The sequence below is a fragment of the Candidatus Binatia bacterium genome, assembly GCA_026415395.1.
In the GTDB taxonomy this organism is placed as follows: Bacteria; Desulfobacterota; Binatia; order HRBIN30; family HRBIN30; genus HRBIN30.
In genome coordinates this window covers 83,176-106,606 of sequence record JAOAHD010000010.1, presented here as the reverse complement: position 1 = coordinate 106,606, position 23,431 = coordinate 83,176, and the positions used below count along the sequence as shown (strand labels likewise).

Below are 23,431 nucleotides of genomic sequence, written 5' to 3'. Positions count from 1 at the left end.
GCGGCATTGTCCGCGAGCCGCTCAGGGAAGCTCGCTGGACAAGATCAGCGTGGCTGCGGAGCTCCACGTTCCGCCGGTGCCATGGCAGAGGGCCACCTTGGCGTTCGGTACCTGGCGCGGCCCACACTCTCCGCGAAGTTGGCGAACTGCCTCGACGATGGCGAACATGCCGTACATTCCCGTATGGGTATAAGAGAGGCCACCGCCGTTGGTGTTCATCGGAAAGTCACCGCCTGGGGCGGTACGCTGGCCAGCAACGAAGGGCCCACCTTCTCCCGGCTTGCAAAAGCCTAAGGCCTCGAGCGCCAAAATGGGTACGATCGTAAACGCATCGTACAGCTCGCAAACGTCTATGTCCTCGTGTTTGACCCCGGCCATACGAAATGCTTGAGCTCCGGAAACAATGGCTGCGTCCCAGCGATCGAAGTTGGGCATTTGGCTGACCATTTGGTGCGACACGGCCTCGCCTGTACCCAAGACGTAAACCGGCTTTTTCGGCAAGTCTTTGGCCCGTTCCGCAGAAGTTACCACAATCGCGCCGCCACCATCGGTGACTAAGCAGCAGTCGAGCAAATTGAACGGCCACGCGATGAGGCGAGAGGACAGCACATCGTCGATGGTGATCGGATCGCGCATCAGTGCGCGCGGGTTCAAGGAAGCCCACTTGCGGGTGGCCACCGCGACTTCTGCCATCTGCTCTTTGGTTGTTCCGTACACGTGCATGTGCCGCGTGGCCACCAAGCCGTAGCCGGTCGTCGGCCCTGCGTGGCCGTAAATGAGTTCGAACTGGGCGTTGTTCGAATCCTCTCCCCAGCGTGTCGCCGGCATGCCGACGCGCGAGTAGCCGCTCTCGCCGTGCGTGATCAAGGCGACGTCGAATAACCCGGCGACAATCCCTGCCATCGCGTGCTCAACGTGGGCCATGAACGAGCAGCCGCCCATTTGGGTTCCGTCCACGTATTTGGGCCGAATTCCCAGGTACTCGGGCACCTCGTTCACCATGTTGCGGCCTGCGGTGAACACCGCGTCGACGTCTTCCTTGCGCAGTCCAGCATCAACCAGCGCGTTGTGGGCTGCTTCCATATGGAGCGTCAGCGCTGATTTGTTCGGCAACCTGCCCACCCAATCGGATTCTGCCGCGCCCACAATCGCAACGGCGCCGCGCAGTCGTGTACGTTCGTCCCGCATCACGAAACCGGTTTGAATTTCGGCAACGCGAACTGCTCGTCGATGTCTTCGAACACGACCTCGACGGGCATATCACAGCGGATTGCCCTTGGGTCAGGCTCGACTCCCACGATGTTGGTCATCAGCCGCGGGCCTTCTTCCAGCTCCACGATACCGAGGATGTAGGGTTGGTCTGCCGGGAGGTGACGTGGCGGACGGTAATTGATCACGAACGTGTGCAGCCGACCGCGACCGCTACAGGTCACCCATCCCACATTGCGGGACAAACAGTACGGGCACAGGGGACGCGGGTAGAAGTAGTGCGCGCCGCAGTCGTGGCACTGCTGAACGCGCAGCTCGCGCCGCTTTGCAGCCTCCCAAAATGGTCGCGTCTCCGGTGTCGGTTTCAACAGGGAATTGCGACTATCCGAAACTCGTGTTTGCATGCCGCGCGGCCTTATAGGAAGGGTGCACATCGGAATCAACGCGGGGTCCTGAGCATCTACGCAGGGGTGGTTGGAAGAAAACTGCATTGAACGAATTTTTCCGCCTCTGCTACCGTGGACTCATGCGGAGGGAAGCCAGCATGCGCGGATGGGTCCGAGCAGTAGCGGTGGCAGTAGCAGGTTTGGTCGGAGGGCCGAGTGTGGTGCGACGCGCTCTGGCAGTGACGTTCGTGTGGCTCGTGCCGGAGTTGGCCTGGGCTGCGCTTCCCTACCCCCCGGAACTGCGCCCGCAGGTCGAGTTTTGGAAAAAGATTTTTGCTCACTACAAGCAAACCGAAGTGGTGGTTCATGATTCGCTTGTGCCCGAGCGTATTTACTCAGTGCTGGATTTCTCCGCCGATGCGGCGGAGCTGCAGAGCGATGTCCTGCCTACCTATGTGCAAATCCGCGTCGACCAGGAGAAGGAGCGGATTCGCTCTTTGTTGGTGAGATTACACCAAAACGGGGGGCAACCTTCCGCGTGGAGCCAAGAAGAACGACGGCTGGCTTGGCTGTTCCGTAGCGATCGGAGTGAGGACAAGTTCCTCCTGGCAGCGGATCCCAAACGGATCCGGGCCCAGCGCGGTCTGCGGGAGAAATTTGCCGAGGGAATCCGCATCTCGGGGCGGTACCTGCCAACGATGGAAGCGATCTTTCGTGCCGAGGGACTGCCCATCGAACTCACGCGGCTGCCACTGGTGGAGTCGTGTTTCAACGTGCGCGCCTATTCGAAGGCTGGGGCTGCGGGGATCTGGCAGTTCATGCCCGAGACTGGCCGCCGGTTCATGCGGGTGGATGATCTGGTTGACGAGCGGCGAGATCCTGTGGAGTCGACAAAGGCAGCGGCGAAGTTTTTGAAGCAGAATTACGCGAAGCTTGGCACGTGGCCGCTTGCGGTGACGGCTTACAATCATGGCCCGGCCGGAATGCAGAGGGCCGTGGAAGCCGTGGGTACGCGCGACTTTGTGGAGATCTTGCGCCGCTACCAGGGTCCGGGCTTTGGCTTTGCCTCGAGGAACTTCTACGCTGAGCTGTTGGCTGCAATCGAGATCGAACGCGAGGCAGAGCGCTACTACGGGCCGATCGAACGGTTGCGCCCGTTCGATCTCGAAGCAGTCGAATTGAGGGGTAGTGTGCCGTTTTCCGTCTTGGCCCGGCTTGCAGGTGTGGATGGCGAGACGCTTGCGGAGTGGAACCCGTCGCTCACCCCTAGGGTGACCGAGGGGCGCGCTCCTGCACCGCAGGGGTTTCGTTTGCGTTTGCCGAGGGCCAACCGAGCGACCTTCGAAACCCGCTACGCGGCGTGGCGGAAAGAACGGGAGGGCCAGGTGCAGTTGGCCCGCCGTCAAGGAAGCCGCAAGAGCCGATCGCAGCGAGAACCAGTTGCGGCTGTTGCGCAGTCAAGTGCTAAGGCGAAGCGCACCCATCGCGTCAAGCGTGGGCAAACGCTGACGGCGATTGCGCGAATGTATGGCCTCAGCGTGGCGGAGATTGAGCGCGAGAATCGGTTGCGGCGTGGGGCGCGCCTGCGGGCGGGTCAGGTGCTCATCATCCCTGAGGGCTGAAGCCTTGTCCTACCGGTGCGCAGGGGCTTCTGGCTGGAATTGACCGGCACCATGAGCCAGGGGCACACACCGTCGGGGTTGTGTCCCGCGCGTGACGCCGTCTCTGCGTTCGCCACGTTTACGACACTTGCGTCCGTCACAAGGGAGAGCCAGCCGAAACAGGGCTAACCCAGCGCGCGTGGCACTTCCGTTGCAGCTTCGAAATGTCACTGTGAAAACGGTGGATCCGACTGAAGCCCTCTCGGCCGGTGCGGCGGTGAGCAGCGCTACACAGCCGCAGTCTTTGTTGACAAAAAAGCGCACAATTTTGTTGCTCCGCACGGTGGTGTCGATTTCCACCGCATACCTCATTCTGTTTGGGCCTCAAGGTACGAGTCCGCTAGCCCTCGCCTACATCGCTGTACTGCTGGCGACGAACTTGGCCTTGGGTTGGGTTCCGGAGAGCCGCTTCCACGAGCCGAGTTTCTCCGCCGGACTGCTCTTGGCAGACACCTTCATTGTGTTGGCGGGCCTCTACTTAACCGTTGGCTGCTTTTCTCAGGATTTTCTTGTCATTTACTTCTTCACCATTTTCCTGACGGCGGCGACTCAAGGAGTGGCGCAAATTGCCCTGGCAGCAGCGGTTGTGAGCGGGCTGTACGCTTATTGGCTGTGGCTGACTTCGGGGGGCCACCTGGGCAGCGGCGAGTGGTTGCGGCTGCCGTTCTTTTTCATTGTGGCGGTGTTCTACGCCTATGTGACCGAGGAAACGAAACTCGAGCGTTGGCGGAGGCAGCAAAGCGAGCGGGAGGCGGCACGGCTACGCGCGCTGCTGGGACTTCTGGATCCGCAAGTGGCGAGGAGCACCACCCGCGCTTGGATCGAAATCGCCCGGCAAGCGTTGCAATGGGCGTTTCCTCACTTGCGTTGCGACTGGGTGGAGCGCGACTCGCTGTCGGGTAGCAGAGAAGTATTGTTCGCGCCTGCAGGAGAAGGCAACTTGCTCGCTGTCTGGCGGGAAGACGGCGAGCCGCTCGAGCCAGTGGAACGAGAGTTTTGTCGGGTTGCGGCGGCGCTCGGAGCGGAGCTCGAACAGCGCCAGGATGCTTTGCAAGCAGAGCTCGGCAGAATGCGGCGGGACTTGCTGGGACTGGTTTCTCACGAACTTCGCACTCCCCTGCACGCCATCCTTGGCTATGCGGAGATTTTGGAATCCGACCCCGAGTGGAGCCGCACGCGCGAAGGTGCGGAAATGCTGGCGCGACTGCGCAGCAACGCAGAACACCTGAACCAGGTGGTCGGCGACTTGCTGCTGCTCGCGGAGGTACGCTCTGGCATGGCGCAACTGCGCACCCAACGTTTCGACTTGCGCGATCTGGTGGAGGACCTGCACAACTGGATTAAACCGCGTCTGATGGAAAAGAGAATAAAGCTGCTCGTGCACATCGATGAAGCCGTGCCCAAGCTCTCGACCGACAGAGACAAGCTCGCCCGCCTCCTGCGCTGCCTGCTCAGCAATGCGGTGAAGTTTTCGTCAGAAGGGATCGTGCGCCTCGAGGCGAGCCTTGTGGAAAGTGACCGTGTTGAGATTCGGGTGCGGGACAACGGGCCAGGAATCCCACCGCAAGAGCGCGACCGGATTTTCGAGCCGTTGTGGCTGCGCGAGTCGTCGCTGAGCCGGCGTGGTACCGGTTTGGGCATTGGCCTCGCCTTGGCCAAGGACTTGGCGATTCGCCTGGGCGGCGAGGTACATTGCACGAGCCAGCCGGGAAATGGCACCACGCTGCACGTGCGCTTGCCAGTTCGCTTCGAAGAGGAAGGCGAAGCGCAATGGCAGGAGCTCGTTAGCCCCCTCGTGTGGCGCACGGTTTCCCGTATCGCCCACTGAGCCTCCCGCCGCGGTGTTGCTGGGGAGTTGGGCGTAATCGGGCGAGTCCTGGCCTGCTGGCGGCCACAGAGGCTCTGCTGCCGAACGTTGCATGGTTGCGTCGTGCGGCGGCTGGGTTTGCCGACGAGAAAATGATTCCAGCAAGCGAGCGTGAGGGTGGGAGGATCGTCAGGGGCTTGGCTCCCAGCGGTTGAGGCGACGTTGCGACGGCGGGGGCCGCTCATTGCATCATCCAGCGTTGCCGTTGTATGCGCTCTCCGGCATGGCAGCAAAACCAGTGCGCGAGGGACTGTTTGACGTCGATCCAGCCTCTGGTTGCGTTTCTTTGCTCGGCAGCGAGTGCAACGACTGCACCCGTCTTGCCTTCCCCGCGACCGACTCTTGCCCCTATTGTGGGGCAGAGTCTGTGAAGGTCGTGCGGCTGCCGTCGCGGGGTGAGGTTGAACTCTGCACAGTTATTCGCAAGGCGCCACCGGGCTACAACGGGCCAGTCCCTTACGGCTTGGCCGTCGTGCGGCTGATGGAGGATTTGTTGGTCATCGCGCCGGTGGAGACGGAGCACGTGTTGGAACGTGGTACACCGCTCGTGTGCGCCCTGCGCGAGGTGGGTTGCGACGAGCAGGGCGCCCCCTTGTTCGCGTATTGTTTTCGCGCTGCAGATCCGCCACGTGCCGAACACCCTACGGTGCGTTGAGGAGCTGCGCTGCAATGGACGCGGTTTACATTGCCGGGGTGGGCATGCACGCCTTCGGCCGTTTTCCGGAGAAATCCCTCACCGCGCTGGGCGCCCACGCCCTCCGGTCGGCGCTGAAAGATGCAGAGATCGAGCTTGCGGCGGTAAACGCGTTGTACTGTGGAACGTGTTATGGCGGTGTCGGTGCTGGACATAAGGTGCTTGGCGCTCTTGGCGCGACCAGCATCCCGATCGTGAACGTCGAGGCAGGATGCGCCAGTGGTGCGGCGGCGCTCGCGTTGGGTGTCATGGCCCTGCGTGCCCAGGCTTACGATTGCGTGGCTGTTCTTGGAATGGAAAAGATGCCCAAGGGGATGATCCGCTCGAGCTTCTTCGAGCGGTGGCACGAGCAGGCTGGCTTGGCGGTCACGCCGGCGTATTTTGCACTGCGCGCCCAGCAAGTGCTGAGGGAAGAGGGATTGGACGTCCCGCATTTGGCCGAGGTGGTGGTCAAGAACCGGGGAAATGGCGCGGCCAATCCTTGTGCCATGTTTCGGACGGCGGTCACAGTCGAGGATGTGCTGGCCTCGCCCGTGGTGTGCGAGCCATTGCGTTTGTGGATGCTGTGCTCGCCAAACGAAGGGGCGGCGTGCGTGATCTTGAGTCGCAAGCCGAAGGCGGGCCCGCGCCCTGTGCGCGTGGCCGCGGTGGCGTTGCGGTCGCATCACTTCGGGAATGTCTTGGGGGAACACACGCCTCTCAGTGGTTGTTCCCGTGGCGTGCCGCCTTCGGCTTCTGAACTGGCTGCACACGACGCTTATGAGGCATCGGGATTTGGTCCCGGAGACATTCATGTGGTGGAATGTCAAGACACGGACGCCGCGCGCGAGCTTTTAGCTTGGCGAGAACTTGGGCTCTGCAAGGCCGGAGAGTGCGCGCGTGCATTGCGCGAGAAGTGGTTCCACGCTGGCGGCCGCACTCCGGTGAATTTGAGTGGCGGCTTGCTTTCTAAAGGAGAGCCGCTCGGGGCCTCCGCCCTTGGCCAGGTGGTTTATTTGGCTTGGTTACTTCAGGAGCGCGCGCCGGGGCAGTCGCGATTGAACTTGCGTGTGGCACTCGCGCACACAGTGGGGCGGGGAGCGAACGCGTCGGTTGCCATCTTGGTGGCGGAATAGCGGTGCGAACAGCGCGCCTGCGGACTGGCTGGCTCCGCGCGGTGCTTGAGTCGGGTAAAGCAGCCGTGGTAGGAGTCAATCAATTGATTGAACGCCCGCGGGAGTAAGGAGGGCTCGGCCATGCGCATGGAGGACATGATTCTCGTGAGTGTCGACGACCATGTCGTTGAACCTCCGAACCTCTTCGACCAACACCTACCCCTGCAATGGAAGGCGAAGGCGCCGCGCCTCGTACGCAAGAAGGACGGGAGCGATGTTTGGGTCTTTGGGGGCGAGCAATTTCCCAACGTGGCGTTGAATGCGGTGGTTGGCCGCCCGCCCGAAGAGTATGGAATGGAGCCAACCTCATTCGACCAGTTGCGCCCAGGCACTTACGATGTTCGCGAGCGGATTCGCGACATGAATGCCAACGGCGTTTTGGCCTCGTTGTGCTTCCCGTCGTTCCCCGGATTGTTCGGCGAGAAGTTTGCAAAGCATCCCGATCGAGAAACTGCGCTGGTGATGCTCAAGGCATACAACGATTGGCACGTGGACGAATGGTGCGGAGCCTATCCAGGGCGGTTCATTCCCCTCGGGTTGCTCCCCTGTTGGGATCCGCAACTGATGGCGGAGGAGGTGCGCCGACTAGCGAAAAAAGGCTGTTACGCGGTCAGCTTCACGGAAAGCCCGGAGGCGCATGGTTGGCCCAGCATCCATAACGACTACTGGAAGCCTTTTTGGACGGCGTGTGTGGACGAAGGCACGGTGATTTGTATCCACATCGGCTCCGGCGCTGGCATGAAGTTCTCGGCGATGGATGCGCCCGTGGATACGATGATCACTTTGCAGCCGATCGCTTCGGTGGACTGCGCGGTGAACTTATTGTGGTCGCCCGTGTTGCGGGAGTACCCAGAGATTCGCTTTGCACTGTCGGAGAGTGGCATTGGATGGATGCCGTACTTTTTGGAACGGGTCGACTATGTGCACGAGCGACACCACGTGTGGACCCATCAGGATTTTGGCGGCCGCAAGCCGAGCGAGGTGTGGCGGGAGCACTGCATCTCGTGTTTCATTCACGACCCGGTCGGCATCCGCAATCGCGACGTGATCGGAGTGCACACGATCACCTGGGAGTGCGACTACCCGCACTCTGACAGCACTTGGCCAACCTCGCCGGAACGTTTGTGGAGCTGCCTGCAGGACGTGCCCGACGCCGAGATCAACTTAATTACGCACGGGAACGCGATGCGATTTTTCCGCTTCGATCCGTTCGCGCATCGGCCACGAGAGCAATGCACTGTAGGTGCGCTGCGGGCGGAGGCAAAAGACGTTGATCTCTCTGTGCGCTCGCGCGGCGGCAAACCCCCGACGACAGAAAAGCGCCCGGTGACCACGCAAGACGTCTTGCAACAGCTGGCCACGGTGTATGCCTCGGTGCCGGATGACACAGCGACCGCGTGAGTTGGTGCAAAGGCGCGTCCGCTCTGTGGCCGACGATGTGTGGAAGCGGATGCCACAGGCGGTAATGCTCGTCCAGCCCGGCTGAGATACACGTCGTTCTCTGAACAGCGGAGTTGCCGGAGGCCGATTTAGCCTTGGGCTGGGGCTGGCGTCGGCTGGGCAGTTAGCGGCTAAACGTCCAGGTCCTGCACTTGGCGGGCACGTTCCATGATGAAGCGAAAGCGTGGCTCCACTTCGCGGCCGAGCAGGGTCTGGATGGTTTGGTCGGTTCGCTCATCATCCACAACTTCCACCCGAAACAGCACGCGTTTGCGCGGGTCGAGGGTGGTTTCTTTTAAGGTTGCCGGGTTCATTTCCCCGAGGCCCTTGAAGCGTTGCACAAGCACCGGTCGCCCGTTGGCGCTGGTCACCAGGCGCTCTTTTTCCTCGTCTGTGTACGCCCAATGAACGTCTTTACCGATCTCGACCTTATAAAGAGGCGGTTGTGCGATATAAGCGTGCCCACGGCGGATGAGCTCGGGGAGCTGGCGGTACAAGAATGTGAGGAGCAACGTGCAAATATGATGTCCGTCCGAGTCCGCATCCATTAACAAGCACACCTTGTGATAGCGGAGCTTGCTCGGATCGAAGTCCTTGCCCACGCCGCAGCCCAGCGCCGAGATGATATCGTTGAGCTCCTTGTTGGAAAACACTTTCGTTGCCGAGGCCTGCTCCGCATTGAGGACTTTCCCGCGCAGCGGAAGGATGGCTTGAAACTCCCGATCTCGAGCCTGCTTGGCCGAACCCCCTGCGGAGTCCCCCTCGACAATGAAGAGTTCGCTCACGCGCGGGTCGGTGGAACTGCAGTCCGCCAGCTTACCCGGAAGATTGAGGCGGTGAGAAACGGAGGTTTTCCGCTGGACGCTTTCCGCGGCGGCTCGCGAGGCCAGTCGTGCGCGAGCCGCCAAGATCACACGCTGGGCGATGGCCCGTGCCTGCGTAGGATTCTGCAGGAGGTAGTTCTCCAGCGAGGTGCGGATAAAGTTGTCGATCGGGGCTGTGACCTCGGGATTGTTGAGCCGGTCTTTGGTCTGGCCCTGGAACTGCGGCTGCTGCAGGTACACACTCAGCACCCCCACCAGACCTTCACGGGTGTCCTCGGCAGCCACGGTTACGCCCTTGGGCACGAGACTTTGCACCGCCAGGTAGTTCCGCACCGCCTTGCTCAACCCGGCTTTGAAGCCGTTTTCATGGGTGCCCCCGGCCGGTGTGGGCACACCGTTGACGTAGGACTGCACGCGCTCACTAGTGGCTGTCGTCCAACCCAGGGCGCATTCGACGATCAGACCGTCACGCCGCTCGAGGTAAATGGCGTCCGCCACGATTTGCGCACCGGATTGTTGCAAAAGTTTCTCGACATACTCGGCAATGCCGCGTTCGTGGGCGAACACCTCGCGGCTACCCGTTGTCCGGTCTTCGAAGATCAGGCGCAAGCCGCGGTGGAGGAAGGAGCGGGCTTCCAGCCGCTCGCGGATCCAAGCGGAGTCGAACTTAGGGTTTGGGAAGATGTCAGGGTCTGGGGTGAACGTGATAGAAGTTCCCGTGCCACGAGCGGGGCCGCGCTGTTGCAGCTTGGTTTTGGCGGTGCCCCGGGAGAACTCTTGTTCCCACTGGAAGCCGTCGCGTTTGACCCGGGCAATCAACCAGGAAGAAAGCGCAGTCACGACCGATGCGCCGACTCCGTGCAGGCCTCCAGAGTGGTAATAGTTTTGATTCTCGAATTTGCCACCAGCATGAAGCGTGGTGAGGATCAGTTCCAACGCCGGTCGCTTGTACTTCGGGTGCTCGTCGACCGGAATGCCGCGGCCATTGTCTGTAACGGTTACGGTGGTGCCGTCTTCGTGCAGGGTGACGGTGATCTCGTCGCAGTAACCGTTGATGGCTTCATCGACAGCGTTGTCTAGAATTTCCCAGAGCAGGTGGTGGAGCCCGGCGCGGTCGACGCCGCCAATGTACATGCCGGGGCGTTTCCTTACCGGCTCGAGACCTTCCAAGACGGTAATGTCTTTGGCTGTGTACTTCCGACTCATGGTTTCTTTGCTGGGGCTTGAGGTTGCAAAGAAAGCTGTCTTGCTGGTTGGCCATCGGTGGGCGCATTGGGCGCGCTCGCATCGTGGTCGCGCGGCACCAGGGCAACCGGTTTGAACCGTTTCAACGTGGGTCGGCCCTTTTGCCCGCGATGGCCAAGTTCGGGCATTTGGAGCTTGCGGCTCTCGCCTTGCTCGTCGATGGCGATGGGCGGGTGGTCGGGGCTGTGGCAGACTGCACCGACCACGCGGTCTCCAGGACTCACGCGGATCGCCCACACCCCTCGGCCAGCTCCAGCCAATTCAGGTAACTCGTTGCTGGGAAACGAGAGCACGTAGCCGGCGGAGGTCGCTACAGTGCACACTTCGCCAGTCAGGGGAACGACGGCTGCAATCTCATCGCCCTCTTTGGGGCGCGCGTAGCGACGGCCGTTTTTCGTCGTCTCGCTCATCTCCGGTTTCACACGCGCGCCTAGGCCGGCGGCAGTGATAGCGACCCAGCTGCCTGGAGAAGAATCGTCCTCTGCACCATTTCCGCCTTTGGTGAGCGTGGCGGCAATGACCCGTTCGCCGTCACCGAAATTCAAGATCGATTGCACGGGTTCGCCGTAGCCCGTGGTGGCTGGAACTTGGAGCACCTTCACCACGTATAAGGAGCCATGGTTCGTGAACAGAGCAAGGTTGTCCTTGGTGGTGCCCCGCAGAACCCATTGCACGTGATCTCCTTCGCGGACCCGAGTGGAACTCGGATCCTTCAATTCGCCGAGTCTCTTCATCCAGCCATCGCGAGTGATGACGACCACCGCGTCTTCGTGCACGACGTACGCCTCCGCGTCGTACACGAGTTCCGCACCGGCGCGCAGTTGAGTGCGCCGGGGGTCACCGTAACGTTGGGCAACCGCCAGCAGCTCATGTTCAACGATCTTCCAGCGCGCTTGGGGGCGAGCAAGCAGCCGCTCAATTTCCTTCGCGCGTTCTGCCTTTTCCTTTTGCTCCTGTTGGATCCGGCCGATCTCGAGGCGAGAAAGCTGGTACAGGCGGGTGTCGAGTATTGCATCTGCCTGTTCCGTATCCAGGCCAAAGGCATCCATAAGGCGCTGCCGCGCGTCTTCACGCGAGGCAGCGTTACGGATGATCCGGAGGGCGCGGTCGAGATCGCTAAACAGCTTGAGGAAACCAGCCAAGATGTGCAGCCGGGCCCGAAGTTGTTTGAGTTCGTACTCCAAGCGCCGCGTGACAACTTGGAAGCGGAAATCGAGAAAGTGTTGGCAGAGCTCTTTCAAGCTCAGCCGTTGGGGTTGGCCGATTCCCGGATTGGCGGTGGGAACCAAAGCTGTGAAGTTGGCGTGGTAAGTAATTTGTAAGCTCGTGTGTTTAAACAGGTATGCCATTACCGCTTCAGGGGAGGCATCGCCTTTGAGCTCAACAACGATCCGCACGTCGTCAGTGGACTCGTCGCGCACGTCGGTGGCCAGCGGTAATTTGCGGCTGGCGATGTGCTCGGCAATTTCCTCGACAATTTTCGCCTTGTTTGTCGTGTACGGTACCGAGGTAATGACCACGTAACGACGCCGGCCGCTGCTTTCGACCTTGAACTGACCGCGCAGGCGAATCGGGCCCTGGCCTTCCTCGTAAATTCGCCTCAGCTCGGCTCGGCTATTGAGAATCTCGCCACCCGTAGGGAAGTCCGGACCTTTGATAAAGCGACACAGGTCTTTGGTTTCGAGTTTCGGGTCGCGCACTAACGCAACCATCGCATCCACCACTTCCTTGAGGTTGTGGGGAGGGATGTTCGTTGCCATGCCGACCGCAATACCGGTGCTGCCGTTGATCAAGAGCTGTGGGATGGCCGCAGGCAGCACGATCGGTTCGCGCAACGTGGAGTCATAGTTGTCGCGGAAGTCAACGGTTTCTTCACGCACGTCGCGTAGGAGTTCCTCGGCGATCGGTGTAAGGCGCGCTTCCGTGTAACGCATGGCAGCGGGGCTGTCGCCGTCGAGGGAGCCAAAATTCCCCTCACCGTGCACCAGTGGGTAGCGCATGGCGAACGGCTGGGCCATGCGCACCATGGCTTCGTACGCTGCCAGGTCGCCGTGGGGGTGGTACTTGCCGAGCACTTCTCCGACGACCGCTGCTGACTTCCGCGGCCGTGCCGCGGCGGTGAGGCGGAGGTTTTGGAACATGGCGTATAGAATGCGGCGCTGCACGGGCTTAAGCCCGTCACGTACGTCGGGAAGTGCCCGCGAAGTGACGACACTGAGCGCATACGCCAAGTACCGCTCTTCGACGGCCCGACCGAGATCGATGACCGGAGTTTCGTGATGCACCTGTTCTTTCACTGGCATTGCCTCCCCGGTTAGGCCACTGCTGGCCTCACTCGACAACGACCTCCAACAACCAACCGCAGGGGAAGAATATAGGCAAGTTCTCTGAATGGCAAAAGAGCTCAGGCCTGTTTCGGTGTGACCGGACGTACCGACAGTGAGTGAAAAGTCCGGTGGCAGCTCGAAGGATCCGAGGATAGTGCTTCAGGCAAAATTCAAACCGCAGGGAAGTGGCGCGGCGGCTAGTGGAGAGGATCTCCGCGCCTGGTCAGCCCCGGTTGAACTTCACGGCTGAACTGGAGGTAGCTTGGCGCCTGGGCTCCGCGGTTCGGTGTGCAGTCAACAGGTTGCGCGCTCGGCAGCTAGGGACCGCCGCTGCGATCCGGATTGCCAGCGAGCCGCGAAACATGCGTTCAACTCGCTGGTTCCCCCTGCAGACGTCGCAGCGTGGCTAGGGCACGATCGATGTGCATGTCGATCCCGAACTCGCTGTGAATCACTTCTTGAATCACCCCATCCTTGTCGATCACGAACGTCACCCGTTTGGAGGGTAGCCATCCACCGAGCCGGGCAACGCCATATTTTTGGGCAATCCGCGCCCCCACGTCGCTCACGAGCGGAAAGCTCAGCCGGTATTTCTCTGCGAACGCTGCATGGCGTTCCACCGGATCCAAACTCACGCCCACGATCTCGCCATCCAACCTGGCAACTTCGGCTCGATGGTCACGAAAGGAGCAGGCCTCTTTCGTGCATCCCGGGGTGAAATCGCGTGGAAAGAAGTACAGAACCACGTGGCGCCGGCCGAGATAGTCGCGCAGGCGAAAGTGCTTGCCATCGCCGGTGGGAGCCTCGAAGTCCGGAGCGCGATCGCCTTTTTTCAGCATCGGCAACCGCTTATGCCACACGGCGGCCGGACAATCCAGCACGTCAATTATTCGATTGACAGCCGATCGTCGGCAGCGACAATGGTGGCGTGCGGCAAATCGTGCTGAGCAGGCAGTTAGGGCTCCTTCTTGGGGCAATCTTGTCGTCGGTCGGCCTTGTGAATGCGGAGGTGGTGCAGGTGACGAACACCCCTGCGGGTCGTTCCGTTGGTGGGGCCTCGGTTGACGCCAGTGGGCGCTGGATTGTGTTTTCTTCCACGGCCAACGTGGCTGGGTTGAACCCCACACCGCTGAACAATGTGTTCGTCTACGATGTGCAAGAAAATCAATTTACGCGAATTACCTCCGAGGGGGGCAATGATCCGGTAATTTCCGGCGACGGGCGGTATATCGCATTTTCGTCCGACGCCAATTACACCGGTCGCAACGAAGATGGGAGCGAGGAGATCTTTCGCTACGACCGCACACGCAAGCGCTTTTACCAAGTGACCCGTGATCGGCTTGGCGATGGTTCGAGCGTGTTGCCATCGATCGACTTCAAGGGGCGGATGATCGCTTTTGAGACCACGAGCAATCTCCGCGCGCGCAACCCGGACTTCAGCAACGAAGTCTATCTGTTCAACCGTTCGGGCAACATGCCGCTGAGCCGAGATCCTGAAGGGGAAGGGGAGAGTTACACACCAGCCGTATCGGGCGACGGTTCGCTGGTAGCGTTTGTGTCCACCAGTAACTTGACCGGGCGGAATGAGGATTTCAGTCAGGAGCTCATGATTTACGATGTGAAGGAACGCATGCTGTATCAGGCGACAAACGACGTCGAGGGTTTCGGCGAGAGCAGCGCACCTGCTGTCAGTGGTGACGGGCGTTTCATCGTCTTTGTCTCCTCGAGCAACTTGGGCGGTGGGGACAATCCAGATAACGTTTCGGCGGTCTGGATTCGGCGGAAGAGTGGCTATTCGACCCTCGTAAGTGTGACCTCGGAAGGCCCGTTTGATGCAGAGCAGCCGACAATCGATTGGGAGGGAGAATGGATCGGTTTTGTGGCGCGGGAGGACCTTGTGAGGCTCAATCCCGACCGATCAGCCGAAATCTTCCTGTACAACCGCCAGCGCAAAACCTTCACGCAAGTGACCTCGCACCCACCCGGTTGCATGATCCTTGGCCCAAGACTGACCGCGAGTGGCGGAAGGGTGGTGTACCGTTCGAACTGTGATCCCCTCGGGCTCAACCCCGACCGTGGGTATGAAGTCTTCTGGGCCACCAACCCGGCGAAGCACCTTGTGATTCGGGCGCGAGGGGAAGTGGAACTTGTGGTGTTTGACCCCGAAGGCCGGCTTATCAACCGGCTGACGAGCACGATTCCGCTGGCGCGTTACGAGAGCGGCGACTTCGACGGGGACAGCGTGCCCGATGTGCGGGTGACGGTCCCGGAGGCGGTCGAGGGTCGCTATCGGATCCAACTGCTTGCTGCTTCCGGGGCCGACGTGAACGGTGCTGCTTCCTTGGAGGCGAGCTTGTCGGGTGTTGTTGTGCAACTTCTAGACGGTACCGTTGGCGAATTGTCGGGCAGAGAGGCGAGTGTCGCAAACCAAGGGTTCACACGTCGCAGCTCAACGATTAACCCGCTCCCCGGAACTGGCAGCAAGGCCACATTAGGGGCGCGAATTCCTTATCCGGCGGCCAGCGCCGGGCCGATCGAGATTCGCTGGTCCGATGGCCGCAATGAGCAATCGTTCCCTTGCGGCTCGATCGAATCGTTGGACAGTCGCGGAGGGTTCACCGGCATGGTGGACGGTTTTTCTGTCGCACTGCGACTCATTCCGCGTGCCACAGGGGGCGTTTCCTTGCGCTTTAGCGCGGCAGGAGGCGATCTCAGTGAGTTTGCTGGTACGGAACACCTGGGGATGACGATGGTCGTCCGGTTGGGTCCTGATGCCTACATTTACAACTGGCGGTTCACGCGAAGTCAGCAAACCGGCAAGCTAACCCTCCGTTAATGGCCGCATGAAGTGGGGTAGCTTGCATGACGTGGGGAGCCGTGCCAGCCGGGAGCTATGGCTGAGTTCTCGCATCGTTACTTCGAGGTCAATGGCATCCGTATGCATGCTGTGGAGGCCGGGTCCGGGTTCCCGGTGCTCTTGTGCCACGGGTTTCCGGAAATTTGGTATTCGTGGCGGCATCAGCTCCGCGCGCTGGCGGATGCCGGCTATCGTGCCATCGCACCCGATCAACGCGGCTACGGAGAGACCAGCGTTCCGCGGGAGATCCACAAGTACTCGATCCACCACCTCGTGGGGGATCTAACGAGCTTGCTCGATGCTCTCGAAATCGAGCGGGCTGTGATCGTGGGGCATGATTGGGGCGGGATCGTCACCTGGCAGATGGCGCTCCTCGCTCCTCACCGCGTAGCTGGCGTGGTGGGGGTGAACACACCTTTCTTCCCACGCCTGCCAGTGTCGCCCCTCACCGTGATGCGCCAGATGGCTCAAGGGCAATTTCATTACATTCTGTATTTTCAAGAGCCCGGCGTTGCGGACGCGGAGTTAGAGCGCGATGTTCGCCGCAGCCTTCGGGCGTTCTACCAGGAGACTCGACGGGAGCTTTCCGAGGCAGCGCGGCAAACTCCTCCGGGGGTCTTTGGTCCGGCGGGCGGGGGGATCCTCGACAGGCTAGGCGACGCCGCACTTCCGCCCTACATCAGCGCGGAAGACTTCGAGGTCTTTGCGCAAGCGTTCGAGCGGACTGGGTTTACCGGCGCGCTCAACTGGTACCGTAACTTGGACTGGAATTGGGAGACAACGGCCTATCTGTCGGGCGCGAAAGTCCAGGCGCCTGCGCTCATGGTTACCGCCGAGTGGGACCCTGTGCTGCGGCCGGAAATGGCTGCAGGGATGGAGCAGTGGGTGCCTAATCTTAAGAGAACCATATTGATCCGCGGCTGCGGTCATTGGACGCAGCAAGAAAAACCAGAGGAAGTTAACGCTGCGCTGCTGGATTTTTTGCGAGAAATCGGCCTGTAACGTGGAGATCCGGCATACGGCCGATGGGCTACTGCGCTGTCGAGCGACTCAGTAAGCTACGCGTGCTTCGAGGCGCCCGTCCTCACCGCGGACGATGATCAAGCGCGACATGCAGGGCATGCAGTAGACGCGGTCGCCGGGGCGCAGCTCTCGCGTTGAGCGGATCACCACTTTGCACACCGGGCAGATCACTTCGTTTGGACCGAGCTGATCGCCGGGCCCCTTCCACCGCCGATAGAATTTGCGAAAGCGAGGCGGCACCTCGTCGAAGCCCGTGTCTTCCAGGTCGAATCGCTGGCGTGGTCGGCTGTCGCCTTCTTCAATTCGTACGTCTTCCTCCAAAGTAGTGGTCATGACTCCAGCCCCAATCGCGCTGCTGCTTCTAAGTACGCGCGACCGAGTTTGTCCCTCTCGGAGACATCAGCTCCTACCTCGAGGAGTGTTTCTTCGAGGGTGTCCAAGACTAGATGATCGAGCTCTCGCTTGACCTGACCCAGCCGGGCGCGGGTATGCGGAGCCAAGCGTAGGCGGCGGCCGAGTTCATTTTCACCGAAGCCGATGTGCCGGCGTTCGTCTTTGATGATCCCGAGTAGAAGATCGCGCGTTACCGGATCCGCCTCCCGCGCGTGGCTTTGAAATACCGTGAACTCTAACGACTCGAGGATTACGTTTTGGGCGAAGATCGCGGCCTCCCAGTCCTTGCCGTGCACCAGCTCGAGCAGCCGGCGCTTGAAGAGCAGTAAGCTCCGACTCGCTCGCCGTTCGACTTCGCGTTCTGGATCGGCCACACCGAGCATCTGCAGGCGATGCAGGAACACCTCGAGATGGCGACCCTCATCGACCACTTGCGTGGAGAGAAAGATCTTTGTCTGGCGGTTTGGCGCGATCCCGATCAAACCACTCGCGCCCTCTAACGCTGCAGTTTCCCCGACGCAGTAGTTGCACAGCACGGTAACCAGGCGATCGCGGTCTAAATCCGGCAGAGCATGCGCTGTAATGTTCGGGTCTACGCCGTAACTCTTGTTGGATAGGTAACCCTGAACGGCTTGGAACCAGAACTCAAAGGAGTGAACCTGCTCATAGAAGACCTCAGGCGGCAGGTCGTGAAGCTCCGTCCGCGTTTCCCCTTCATTGGTAGGAGGCGGCATGCGTCGGCCCTCGGTGATCCACGAATGGAAGAATTACGGGCGAGCAGGGGTTTGGTATTCGATGCCAATGCGCCCGAGGCGGATTTTGAACTCTTTCAAAACCGTGTCTGCCAGGAGCTGCTCCATTTCCTCGGGTTCCATGGTGAGCAAGTCGGCCCCTTGCCACTGGGCATGAACGCCGGCCCGGCCGAGCTCCACTTCGATCCGCTTGAATTCCGCACGTGCGGGATTGTTGCGGAAGGCATCGGCAAAGGTGGCGAGCATCCAGTAGGACATTTCTTTTTGTAGCTTTTCAATGTCGGGTTTCCGCTCGGGGTGTTGCTTGATCAGAGAACCAATGCGGTTTTCGCCGAAGCCCACGTGCCGCCGCTCGTCGGCGATTGTGCCAGAAAGCGTGTGGGCAAATTTCGGGTTCGTGGGCTCGGAAATGGCATACATCATCTCGAACACGCTGAACGCCATGCCCTCGAGTACGATGTTTTGCCCGACGACGCCTGCCACAAAATCCTTTTTATCGACTTTTTCCAACAGCACCTCGGCGAACTTCACCAAATTTGGATTGGCAAAATGCTGAATCGTGCTCTCGATGTCCTGCTTGGGAACCCCGAGATCGAGGAGCCGCTGGGTGAAGATTTCGACGTGACGAGCCTCGTCCAGTGTTTGCGTGGCAAGGAAACGCTTACTCGCTTCGTCCGGCGCTGCGTTGATCAGCCCGGAAGAGGCCGCCAGCGCGCAACGCTCGCCCACCACCAACTGCACGGTCGTGCGAATCGCCTCCTCACGCAGGATGTCGTTTTCCATGAGCGCTGCCGGCTCCTCCTCGCCTGGCCGATGGCCATACACGGTCCCCATGAGGTACCCTTGGGGACACGACTCGAGCCAATTTTGAATCGAGTAGGCCGCTAAAAAGTCCGCCATGTCCTTTCCCTCCTTGCCTTGTGATTTTCGAGCGGGCGAACTGCTCGCACGCCGAAACCACCTAACAAACGCTGTGCCGCCTGGGTGGCGACCGACCGGTCGGGCGGGACTGCAGCCCGTGTGGTTGTCGTTTCTGGCCGATGCGAAAGATTGGCCCGGCTCATTCGTACATTCAGAAATCGTATGCACTCGGTTTGCTCCCGCGGCGCCGTGAGGGGCACGAAACGAGGAGACATGAGAAGCTAGCGCACGCCGCTGGATCTCGGCGGTGGCAGCTGGGGAGCGCGGGGGACTCCAAAGGGGCCGTGCTCACTGGGGCGAATGGAGTCGGGTGCACTTTCGCCCTCGGTTTCCTTCGCATGGTACAGATTGGTCAGCCAGACCATCCCATCGCAGAGCCACGGCTCGGGAAACCAGGGGGCGTGCGGGTGTAGAGGGAAAGAGCGGTACGGCGAGAAGGAAGAGAGGTGATTTCCTCCGACGTCTTCGGAGATCATTTCCGCAAGTTCGGAGAAACAGCTCGGGCCAGAGTTAGCGCTCGTCGAGAACCGGTACCGCGCGAGCCGACGAAGCCTCGGGCGCAGCGAACATCTGAGCTGAAAGGCACCACGTAGACGTTGGAGTGCTCGCCAGTGCCTCGGAGCAGTTCTTCAACGGTTGTCCTGGAGAGGTGGGGGTCGGTGCGCAGCGGGCTTGACCAACGTGGGTAGATTCCGCCAAGCCCGAGTATCGAAATGGAATCGTGGATTGGGGTGCTGCTCGCGCTGCTCGGTGGTGCTGTGGGGGTACTGTTGGTGGTCCTTGGGCTGCCCGGGCCGTGGCTCGTCTTCTGTATCGCCGTTGCGTTTGCGCTGTGGACGGGAATGGTGGCTGTTGGCTGGGCTACTGTCCTCGCCCTGTTCGTACTCGCGTTGCTTGGCGAATGGCTGGAGTTTTGGCTCGGTGCTGCCGCGGCGGCAAAGGCCCGGCGTTCTTGGCGCGTGACCGCTGGAGCCGTCGTCGGTGGCCTGATCGGCGCGTTGATCGGTGCGCCGTTCTTCTTTGGTTTGGGGGCTTTGCTTGGGAGTTTGATTGGAAGTTTTCTCGGGGCAGCGGCTGCGGCCTCTTTAGAGGGTGCGGATTGGCGCGAGGTGTTGCGAGTTGGGGAGGCGGCGATGCGCGGCCGATGGCGCGGTTTTTTAGCGAAACTGGCGGTAACGTTGCTCATGGTGGCCGTGTTTGTCGCCGCCGTGATTTGGTGAAGGAGATGGTCATGCAGGCGGTAGTTTGGCGAGGGGTTGAGCAGGTGCAGGTGGAGGATCTGCCTGAACCGGGGCTTGCGGATCGTCGCGCTGCGATTGTCGACGTTGTCGCGTCCAGCATCTGCGGTTCTGATCTGCATTTGTATCATGGCGCTGTGCCGGTCGTGCCTGGCACCGTGCTGGGGCACGAAGCCATCGGAGTGGTGCGCGCAACTGGGACACAAGTGGAGCGCGTGAAACCAGGGGACCGTGTGTTGATCGCGGCCGTGGTCGGTTGCGGGCTGTGCCCCTCTTGCCGCACGGGATACGCTGTGGGCTGCGAGACGTTGCCAGTGAAGGTGCTTGGAGTTTCACCCTTTCTTGCCGGGGTGCAAGCAGAGCGTGTGGCCGTACCGTATGCCGATTACAACCTGTGGCCCTTGCCTGAAGAGATCGACGACCTGGATGCGTTGCTCCTGACGGACATCTTCCCCACCGGTCTGTATGCCGCAGAAAGTGCCGCGATCGTCCCGGGCGATACCGTCGTAGTTATAGGCTGCGGCCCGGTGGGGCTCTGTGCCATTCAGTGTGCTCAGCTCTTCGGTGCAGGACTCATCGTCGCCATCGACCCGGTGGCGGAGCGGCGCGAATGGGCTGGGCAGTACGGCGCCAGGGCCTTGCCACCGGGTAGCGGAGCGGCCGCCGCAGTCCGTGAGCTCACCGGAGGCCGTGGTGCAGATGCGGTCATCGAGGCCGTGGGCAGCGAGCAGACCCTGCGCTTGGCTGTAGAACTGGTCCGCACTGGCGGGCGGGTCGTCATGGTTGGTGTGCTTGTGCGGGACGATGTTCCGTTTCCTCTGGGTGCCTCTTTTTTGAAGGATGTGACGTTTCGCGCTGGCTTAGTGAGCGTTCCCCAGTACTTACCACGGCTCTTTGCGTTGGTTCGCCACGGGCGGCTCCAGCCACGGAAGATGATCACGCATCACTTCTCGTTGAGCGATGCCGTCGCGGCGTACCGTACGTTCGACCGGCGCGAGGGCGGTTGCCTCAAAGTATGCCTGCGGCCTGGGCCATAGAGCGCGGGTATGACCGGCGGTGTCGGCTACCAGCGGTAACGCACGAGTACCCCGAAGTCGCCGGGTGTGAATAACTCTACCTGCACCCCTTTCCGTTGAGGTCGCGGCACGTTGGCGTTTTTGTCTAGATGACTCTCCAACAGCATCTCCCGCGCGAGCAACCCCAACGGCTTTTGCACGAAGACTTCCACAGGTAGTCCGCGAGGATCTTCCCCGACTTCGCGCATGTCTTGATTCGTTTTGGCGACCTGCGCAACGCACGGACAAAATAGACCTCCAATGACGAAAACGGCGAGGCCGAGTGAGGTCGCACGCCGCGAACTCCACTTAACCGATATCGGTCTCACGCCACACCGTGCCGCCATAACGCCGAGCCAACCTAGGAAAGTTCTTGCGGCATCTTGGGAAGAAAGGCAAGGGGTTTTTCTTGCCCGGCGATACCTTCCCCGCCGTCCTCTCACGCGTTGGCTAGACGGTCTTGGTGCCCCTGCTCCGTGGCGGGTGTTGGTGCCTTCTAAGAGCCGCTGAGGGAGAGAATTCCGTGCCAAATTTCGTCGGGCACGGGCATGACGGATAGCCGTGGTAATCGCACGAGTTCCCAGCGCGACCAGTCCTTCTGCTGTTTGATTTCCGATAGGGAAACAGCCCGCGGCAGAGCGCGCACGGGAACGATATCGATGACCACGCGTCGACCGTCGCTGCTTTTAGGGTCAGGGTACGCCGGTCGTGTGCACCGGGCGATTCCGACCACCGCCTTTTCGCTTCCAGTGTGATAAATAAAGAGCTCGTCGCCAACCTGAATTTGCCGGAGAAAGGCGAGAGCCTGTGGATTTGTCACCCCATCCCACACCGTAGAGCTCTCACGTTGCAGGTCTGCAAACGAATAGGAGCTCGGTTCCGTTTTAAGAAGCCAGTGCCGCATCGTTGTCTCTCACTTCTCGGTCTCGATCGGAACGGCCCCGTATCGCTCTTCGAGGTACGCGACGATCTCATCGGACTCGTACATGGCTGTGCTTGTGTTCGGGTCGATGAGAAACGGCACTTGGACCTTGCCGCCAATTCGCTCGAGCTCCTGCCGCTGCGGGCTCCCTTTCGGGACATTGCGTACCAGGTACTCGAGATCGAGCTCCGATAGGGTTTCCCGTACCTTCCGGCAATACGGTGAGCCCTCCATGTTGAAAAGTTCGAGAGGCTTGAGCCGCCGGCGACTATTGGGCACGCGACAACGGCTCCCGCCTCCGAAGCGCGCAACACTCGCCAGCATGGACAATCCGTCGTTGACCAGCCGCGGTATTGGAGGCCCGTGCTGACGGAGCCGGTCCGCCCCGTACTCCTTGAGGAGATAGGCCACAATATCCTCGGACTCGTACATCGCGGTTTGCCGGTTGGGGTCGATGAGATACGGAACCTGGACCTTGCCGCCGATCCGCTTGAGTAGTGCCCGACGAGGACTCCCCTGTGCCACCGGCTTACACACGTAATCCAGATCTAACGCGCACAGGATCTCTCGCACCTTGCGGCAATAGGGGCACGCCTCGAAGTCAAACAACTGGAGAGGTTGCACACGTCGCGACCTCTGAGAACGGGTTACCACCGCAGTCAGCCCACGTGGGTAACGCAGCGCCGATGCGAGAAAGGACGTTGCATCATTCACCCAACTCACCGCTATGCCCCTCGAGTTTTTCTTCATTTACAACGGACTTGAGCTCGACTGCAAGGCAGCTCGGAACGCACAGTGAGCTTGTTGCGGCGGCGTTTTTCGGGCAGTGGATGCCCGAGAGAAGGGAGCGAAGATGGCCTGGCAGTTATCGCATATCGGTCTCTGTGTTGCCGATCTCGAGCGTGCTCGGCGCTTTTACTGTGAGGGCTTAGGATTCCGCGAAGTATCCACCCTAGAAGTGCGCGACGAGCCTGCCGCAACGTTGCTCCAAATTCCGAATGTCGAGCTGCAAGCGGTTTACTTGGAGCGGGATGGCTTTCGTTTGGAGCTGCTCTATTACCGGCACCCGGGGGCAATCGTGGGCACAACACCGCACCAGATGAATGCCTGTGGGTTGACGCACTTGTCGTTCCAAGCGGACGACATCACAGAGCTGGAACAGCGGCTGCTGGCGCTCGGCGGGCAGCCCCTTCCGGAGACGCGTGTCGAGCTCGATGGTATTGGGTTGGTGGCGTTGTTCGTCCTGGATCCGGACGGAACCCGAATTGAACTGGTCCGCCGACTCAATGGCTGAGCTGAAAATGACTTTCCGGGGGCCTAGGTGAGGAAATCGGGCAGCTTGCGATAAAAATTTGCCACTTGACTTGCCGAGAGGCGGCACTATCAACGCGTCATTGTCTGTGCTGGCATGAACAAGGTGGAACCGCGACGCTCGGGGTCGTGGGCCCCAAGCGTATCGTAAA

General features: G+C 60.7%; 21 protein-coding genes. 10 read left to right on the top strand and 11 right to left on the bottom strand.

Annotation, left to right across the window (positions count from 1 at the left end):
* Window positions 1-21: 21 nt before the first annotated feature.
* A complete protein-coding gene (locus N3C12_10720; protein ID MCX8072910.1) occupies window positions 22-1,188 on the bottom strand; it encodes an acetyl-CoA acetyltransferase in 1,167 nt (388 codons plus the stop codon).
* Window positions 1,188-1,613, bottom strand: coding sequence for a Zn-ribbon domain-containing OB-fold protein (locus N3C12_10715; protein MCX8072909.1), 426 nt, complete (start codon window positions 1,611-1,613; stop codon window positions 1,188-1,190). Before N3C12_10715 ends, N3C12_10720 begins: the two co-directional genes overlap by 1 nt.
* Window positions 1,614-1,753: 140 nt before the next feature.
* Between N3C12_10715 and N3C12_10710 the strand changes: the two genes are divergently transcribed.
* The 5 genes from N3C12_10710 to N3C12_10690 all read left to right on the top strand — a co-directional run bounded on the left by N3C12_10710 (window position 1,754) and on the right by N3C12_10690 (window position 8,372).
* Window positions 1,754-3,217: a transglycosylase SLT domain-containing protein gene (locus tag N3C12_10710; protein ID MCX8072908.1), complete on the top strand. Its 1,464-nt coding sequence runs from the start codon at window positions 1,754-1,756 to the stop codon at window positions 3,215-3,217.
* Window positions 3,218-3,395: 178 nt separating this feature from the next.
* Window positions 3,396-5,084, top strand: a complete 1,689-nt coding sequence (locus tag N3C12_10705; GenBank protein MCX8072907.1) for a HAMP domain-containing histidine kinase — start codon at window positions 3,396-3,398, stop codon at window positions 5,082-5,084.
* A gap of 262 nt (window positions 5,085-5,346) precedes the next feature.
* Entirely contained in the window at window positions 5,347-5,778 is a 432-nt protein-coding gene (locus N3C12_10700; GenBank protein ID MCX8072906.1) for an OB-fold domain-containing protein, read from the top strand.
* Window positions 5,779-5,792: 14 nt separating this feature from the next.
* Window positions 5,793-6,932 carry a thiolase family protein gene (locus tag N3C12_10695; protein ID MCX8072905.1) on the top strand — a complete coding sequence of 380 codons (1,140 nt, stop codon included), beginning with the start codon at window positions 5,793-5,795 and terminating at the stop codon, window positions 6,930-6,932.
* Between the two features lie 120 nt (window positions 6,933-7,052).
* A complete protein-coding gene (locus N3C12_10690; GenBank protein MCX8072904.1) occupies window positions 7,053-8,372 on the top strand; it encodes an amidohydrolase in 1,320 nt (439 codons plus the stop codon).
* Window positions 8,373-8,542: 170 nt separating this feature from the next.
* Here N3C12_10690 and N3C12_10685 read toward each other — a convergent pair whose 3' ends face one another.
* From N3C12_10685 to N3C12_10675, 3 genes are all read right to left on the bottom strand, one after another.
* A complete protein-coding gene (locus tag N3C12_10685) occupies window positions 8,543-10,441 on the bottom strand; it encodes a type IIA DNA topoisomerase subunit B (GenBank protein ID MCX8072903.1) in 1,899 nt (632 codons plus the stop codon).
* Window positions 10,438-12,777 carry a DNA topoisomerase IV subunit A gene (locus tag N3C12_10680; GenBank protein ID MCX8072902.1) on the bottom strand — a complete coding sequence of 780 codons (2,340 nt, stop codon included), beginning with the start codon at window positions 12,775-12,777 and terminating at the stop codon, window positions 10,438-10,440. The genes N3C12_10685 and N3C12_10680 overlap by 4 nt, the downstream gene beginning before the upstream one ends.
* A gap of 398 nt (window positions 12,778-13,175) precedes the next feature.
* On the bottom strand, window positions 13,176-13,646 hold the full coding sequence (locus tag N3C12_10675) for a peroxiredoxin (GenBank protein ID MCX8072901.1): 471 nt from the start codon (window positions 13,644-13,646) through the stop codon (window positions 13,176-13,178).
* A gap of 89 nt (window positions 13,647-13,735) precedes the next feature.
* On the opposite strand from N3C12_10675, the gene N3C12_10670 reads away from it, so the two are divergent.
* Both N3C12_10670 and N3C12_10665 read left to right on the top strand, forming a co-directional pair.
* A complete protein-coding gene (locus N3C12_10670) occupies window positions 13,736-15,643 on the top strand; it encodes a hypothetical protein (GenBank protein ID MCX8072900.1) in 1,908 nt (635 codons plus the stop codon).
* A 57-nt stretch (window positions 15,644-15,700) separates the two neighbouring features.
* Window positions 15,701-16,666, top strand: coding sequence for an alpha/beta hydrolase (locus tag N3C12_10665; GenBank protein ID MCX8072899.1), 966 nt, complete (start codon window positions 15,701-15,703; stop codon window positions 16,664-16,666).
* Window positions 16,667-16,714: 48 nt separating this feature from the next.
* Here the strand turns inward: N3C12_10665 and N3C12_10660 are convergent, their stop codons facing one another.
* From N3C12_10660 to N3C12_10650, 3 genes are read right to left on the bottom strand one after another with little or no spacing between them, the layout of a single operon-like run.
* Window positions 16,715-17,020, bottom strand: coding sequence for a hypothetical protein (locus N3C12_10660; protein ID MCX8072898.1), 306 nt, complete (start codon window positions 17,018-17,020; stop codon window positions 16,715-16,717).
* Entirely contained in the window at window positions 17,017-17,814 is a 798-nt protein-coding gene (locus N3C12_10655) for a ferritin-like domain-containing protein (protein ID MCX8072897.1), read from the bottom strand. Before N3C12_10655 ends, N3C12_10660 begins: the two co-directional genes overlap by 4 nt.
* Window positions 17,815-17,847: 33 nt before the next feature.
* Entirely contained in the window at window positions 17,848-18,732 is an 885-nt protein-coding gene (locus N3C12_10650; GenBank protein MCX8072896.1) for a ferritin-like domain-containing protein, read from the bottom strand.
* Between the two features lie 734 nt (window positions 18,733-19,466).
* On the opposite strand from N3C12_10650, the gene N3C12_10645 reads away from it, so the two are divergent.
* Both N3C12_10645 and N3C12_10640 read left to right on the top strand, forming a co-directional pair.
* Window positions 19,467-19,973 carry a DUF456 domain-containing protein gene (locus N3C12_10645; protein ID MCX8072895.1) on the top strand — a complete coding sequence of 169 codons (507 nt, stop codon included), beginning with the start codon at window positions 19,467-19,469 and terminating at the stop codon, window positions 19,971-19,973.
* Window positions 19,974-19,984: 11 nt separating this feature from the next.
* On the top strand, window positions 19,985-21,028 hold the full coding sequence (locus N3C12_10640; GenBank protein MCX8072894.1) for a zinc-binding dehydrogenase: 1,044 nt from the start codon (window positions 19,985-19,987) through the stop codon (window positions 21,026-21,028).
* Between the two features lie 26 nt (window positions 21,029-21,054).
* On the opposite strand, the gene N3C12_10635 is transcribed toward N3C12_10640, so the two are convergent.
* The 3 genes from N3C12_10635 to N3C12_10625 all read right to left on the bottom strand — a co-directional run bounded on the left by N3C12_10635 (window position 21,055) and on the right by N3C12_10625 (window position 22,682).
* On the bottom strand, window positions 21,055-21,255 hold the full coding sequence (locus N3C12_10635; protein MCX8072893.1) for a hypothetical protein: 201 nt from the start codon (window positions 21,253-21,255) through the stop codon (window positions 21,055-21,057).
* Window positions 21,256-21,542: 287 nt separating this feature from the next.
* The gene (locus tag N3C12_10630) at window positions 21,543-21,950 is read right to left on the bottom strand and encodes an EVE domain-containing protein (protein ID MCX8072892.1); all 408 of its coding nucleotides are present in this window, start codon (window positions 21,948-21,950) and stop codon (window positions 21,543-21,545) included.
* Between the two features lie 9 nt (window positions 21,951-21,959).
* Window positions 21,960-22,682: a glutathione S-transferase N-terminal domain-containing protein gene (locus N3C12_10625; GenBank protein ID MCX8072891.1), complete on the bottom strand. Its 723-nt coding sequence runs from the start codon at window positions 22,680-22,682 to the stop codon at window positions 21,960-21,962.
* Window positions 22,683-22,821: 139 nt separating this feature from the next.
* On the opposite strand from N3C12_10625, the gene N3C12_10620 reads away from it, so the two are divergent.
* On the top strand, window positions 22,822-23,262 hold the full coding sequence (locus tag N3C12_10620) for a VOC family protein (GenBank protein ID MCX8072890.1): 441 nt from the start codon (window positions 22,822-22,824) through the stop codon (window positions 23,260-23,262).
* The last annotated feature ends 169 nt before the right edge of the window (window positions 23,263-23,431 follow it).

Coding starts and splice junctions, on each gene's coding strand:
- N3C12_10655 (MCX8072897.1), bottom strand. CDS start 17,814: ATGCCGCCTCCTACCAATGAAGGGGAAACGCGGACGGAGCTTCACGAC.
- N3C12_10650 (MCX8072896.1), bottom strand. CDS start 18,732: ATGGCGGACTTTTTAGCGGCCTACTCGATTCAAAATTGGCTCGAGTCG.
- N3C12_10630 (MCX8072892.1), bottom strand. CDS start 21,950: ATGCGGCACTGGCTTCTTAAAACGGAACCGAGCTCCTATTCGTTTGCA.
- N3C12_10675 (MCX8072901.1), bottom strand. CDS start 13,646: ATGCTGAAAAAAGGCGATCGCGCTCCGGACTTCGAGGCTCCCACCGGC.
- N3C12_10640 (MCX8072894.1), top strand. CDS start 19,985: ATGCAGGCGGTAGTTTGGCGAGGGGTTGAGCAGGTGCAGGTGGAGGAT.
- N3C12_10690 (MCX8072904.1), top strand. CDS start 7,053: ATGCGCATGGAGGACATGATTCTCGTGAGTGTCGACGACCATGTCGTT.
- N3C12_10665 (MCX8072899.1), top strand. CDS start 15,701: ATGGCTGAGTTCTCGCATCGTTACTTCGAGGTCAATGGCATCCGTATG.
- N3C12_10685 (MCX8072903.1), bottom strand. CDS start 10,441: ATGAGTCGGAAGTACACAGCCAAAGACATTACCGTCTTGGAAGGTCTC.
- N3C12_10720 (MCX8072910.1), bottom strand. CDS start 1,188: ATGCGGGACGAACGTACACGACTGCGCGGCGCCGTTGCGATTGTGGGC.
- N3C12_10710 (MCX8072908.1), top strand. CDS start 1,754: ATGCGCGGATGGGTCCGAGCAGTAGCGGTGGCAGTAGCAGGTTTGGTC.
- N3C12_10695 (MCX8072905.1), top strand. CDS start 5,793: ATGGACGCGGTTTACATTGCCGGGGTGGGCATGCACGCCTTCGGCCGT.
- N3C12_10635 (MCX8072893.1), bottom strand. CDS start 21,255: ATGCGCGAAGTCGGGGAAGATCCTCGCGGACTACCTGTGGAAGTCTTC.
- N3C12_10620 (MCX8072890.1), top strand. CDS start 22,822: ATGGCCTGGCAGTTATCGCATATCGGTCTCTGTGTTGCCGATCTCGAG.
- N3C12_10700 (MCX8072906.1), top strand. CDS start 5,347: ATGGCAGCAAAACCAGTGCGCGAGGGACTGTTTGACGTCGATCCAGCC.
- N3C12_10715 (MCX8072909.1), bottom strand. CDS start 1,613: ATGCAAACACGAGTTTCGGATAGTCGCAATTCCCTGTTGAAACCGACA.
- N3C12_10660 (MCX8072898.1), bottom strand. CDS start 17,020: ATGACCACTACTTTGGAGGAAGACGTACGAATTGAAGAAGGCGACAGC.
- N3C12_10645 (MCX8072895.1), top strand. CDS start 19,467: ATGGAATCGTGGATTGGGGTGCTGCTCGCGCTGCTCGGTGGTGCTGTG.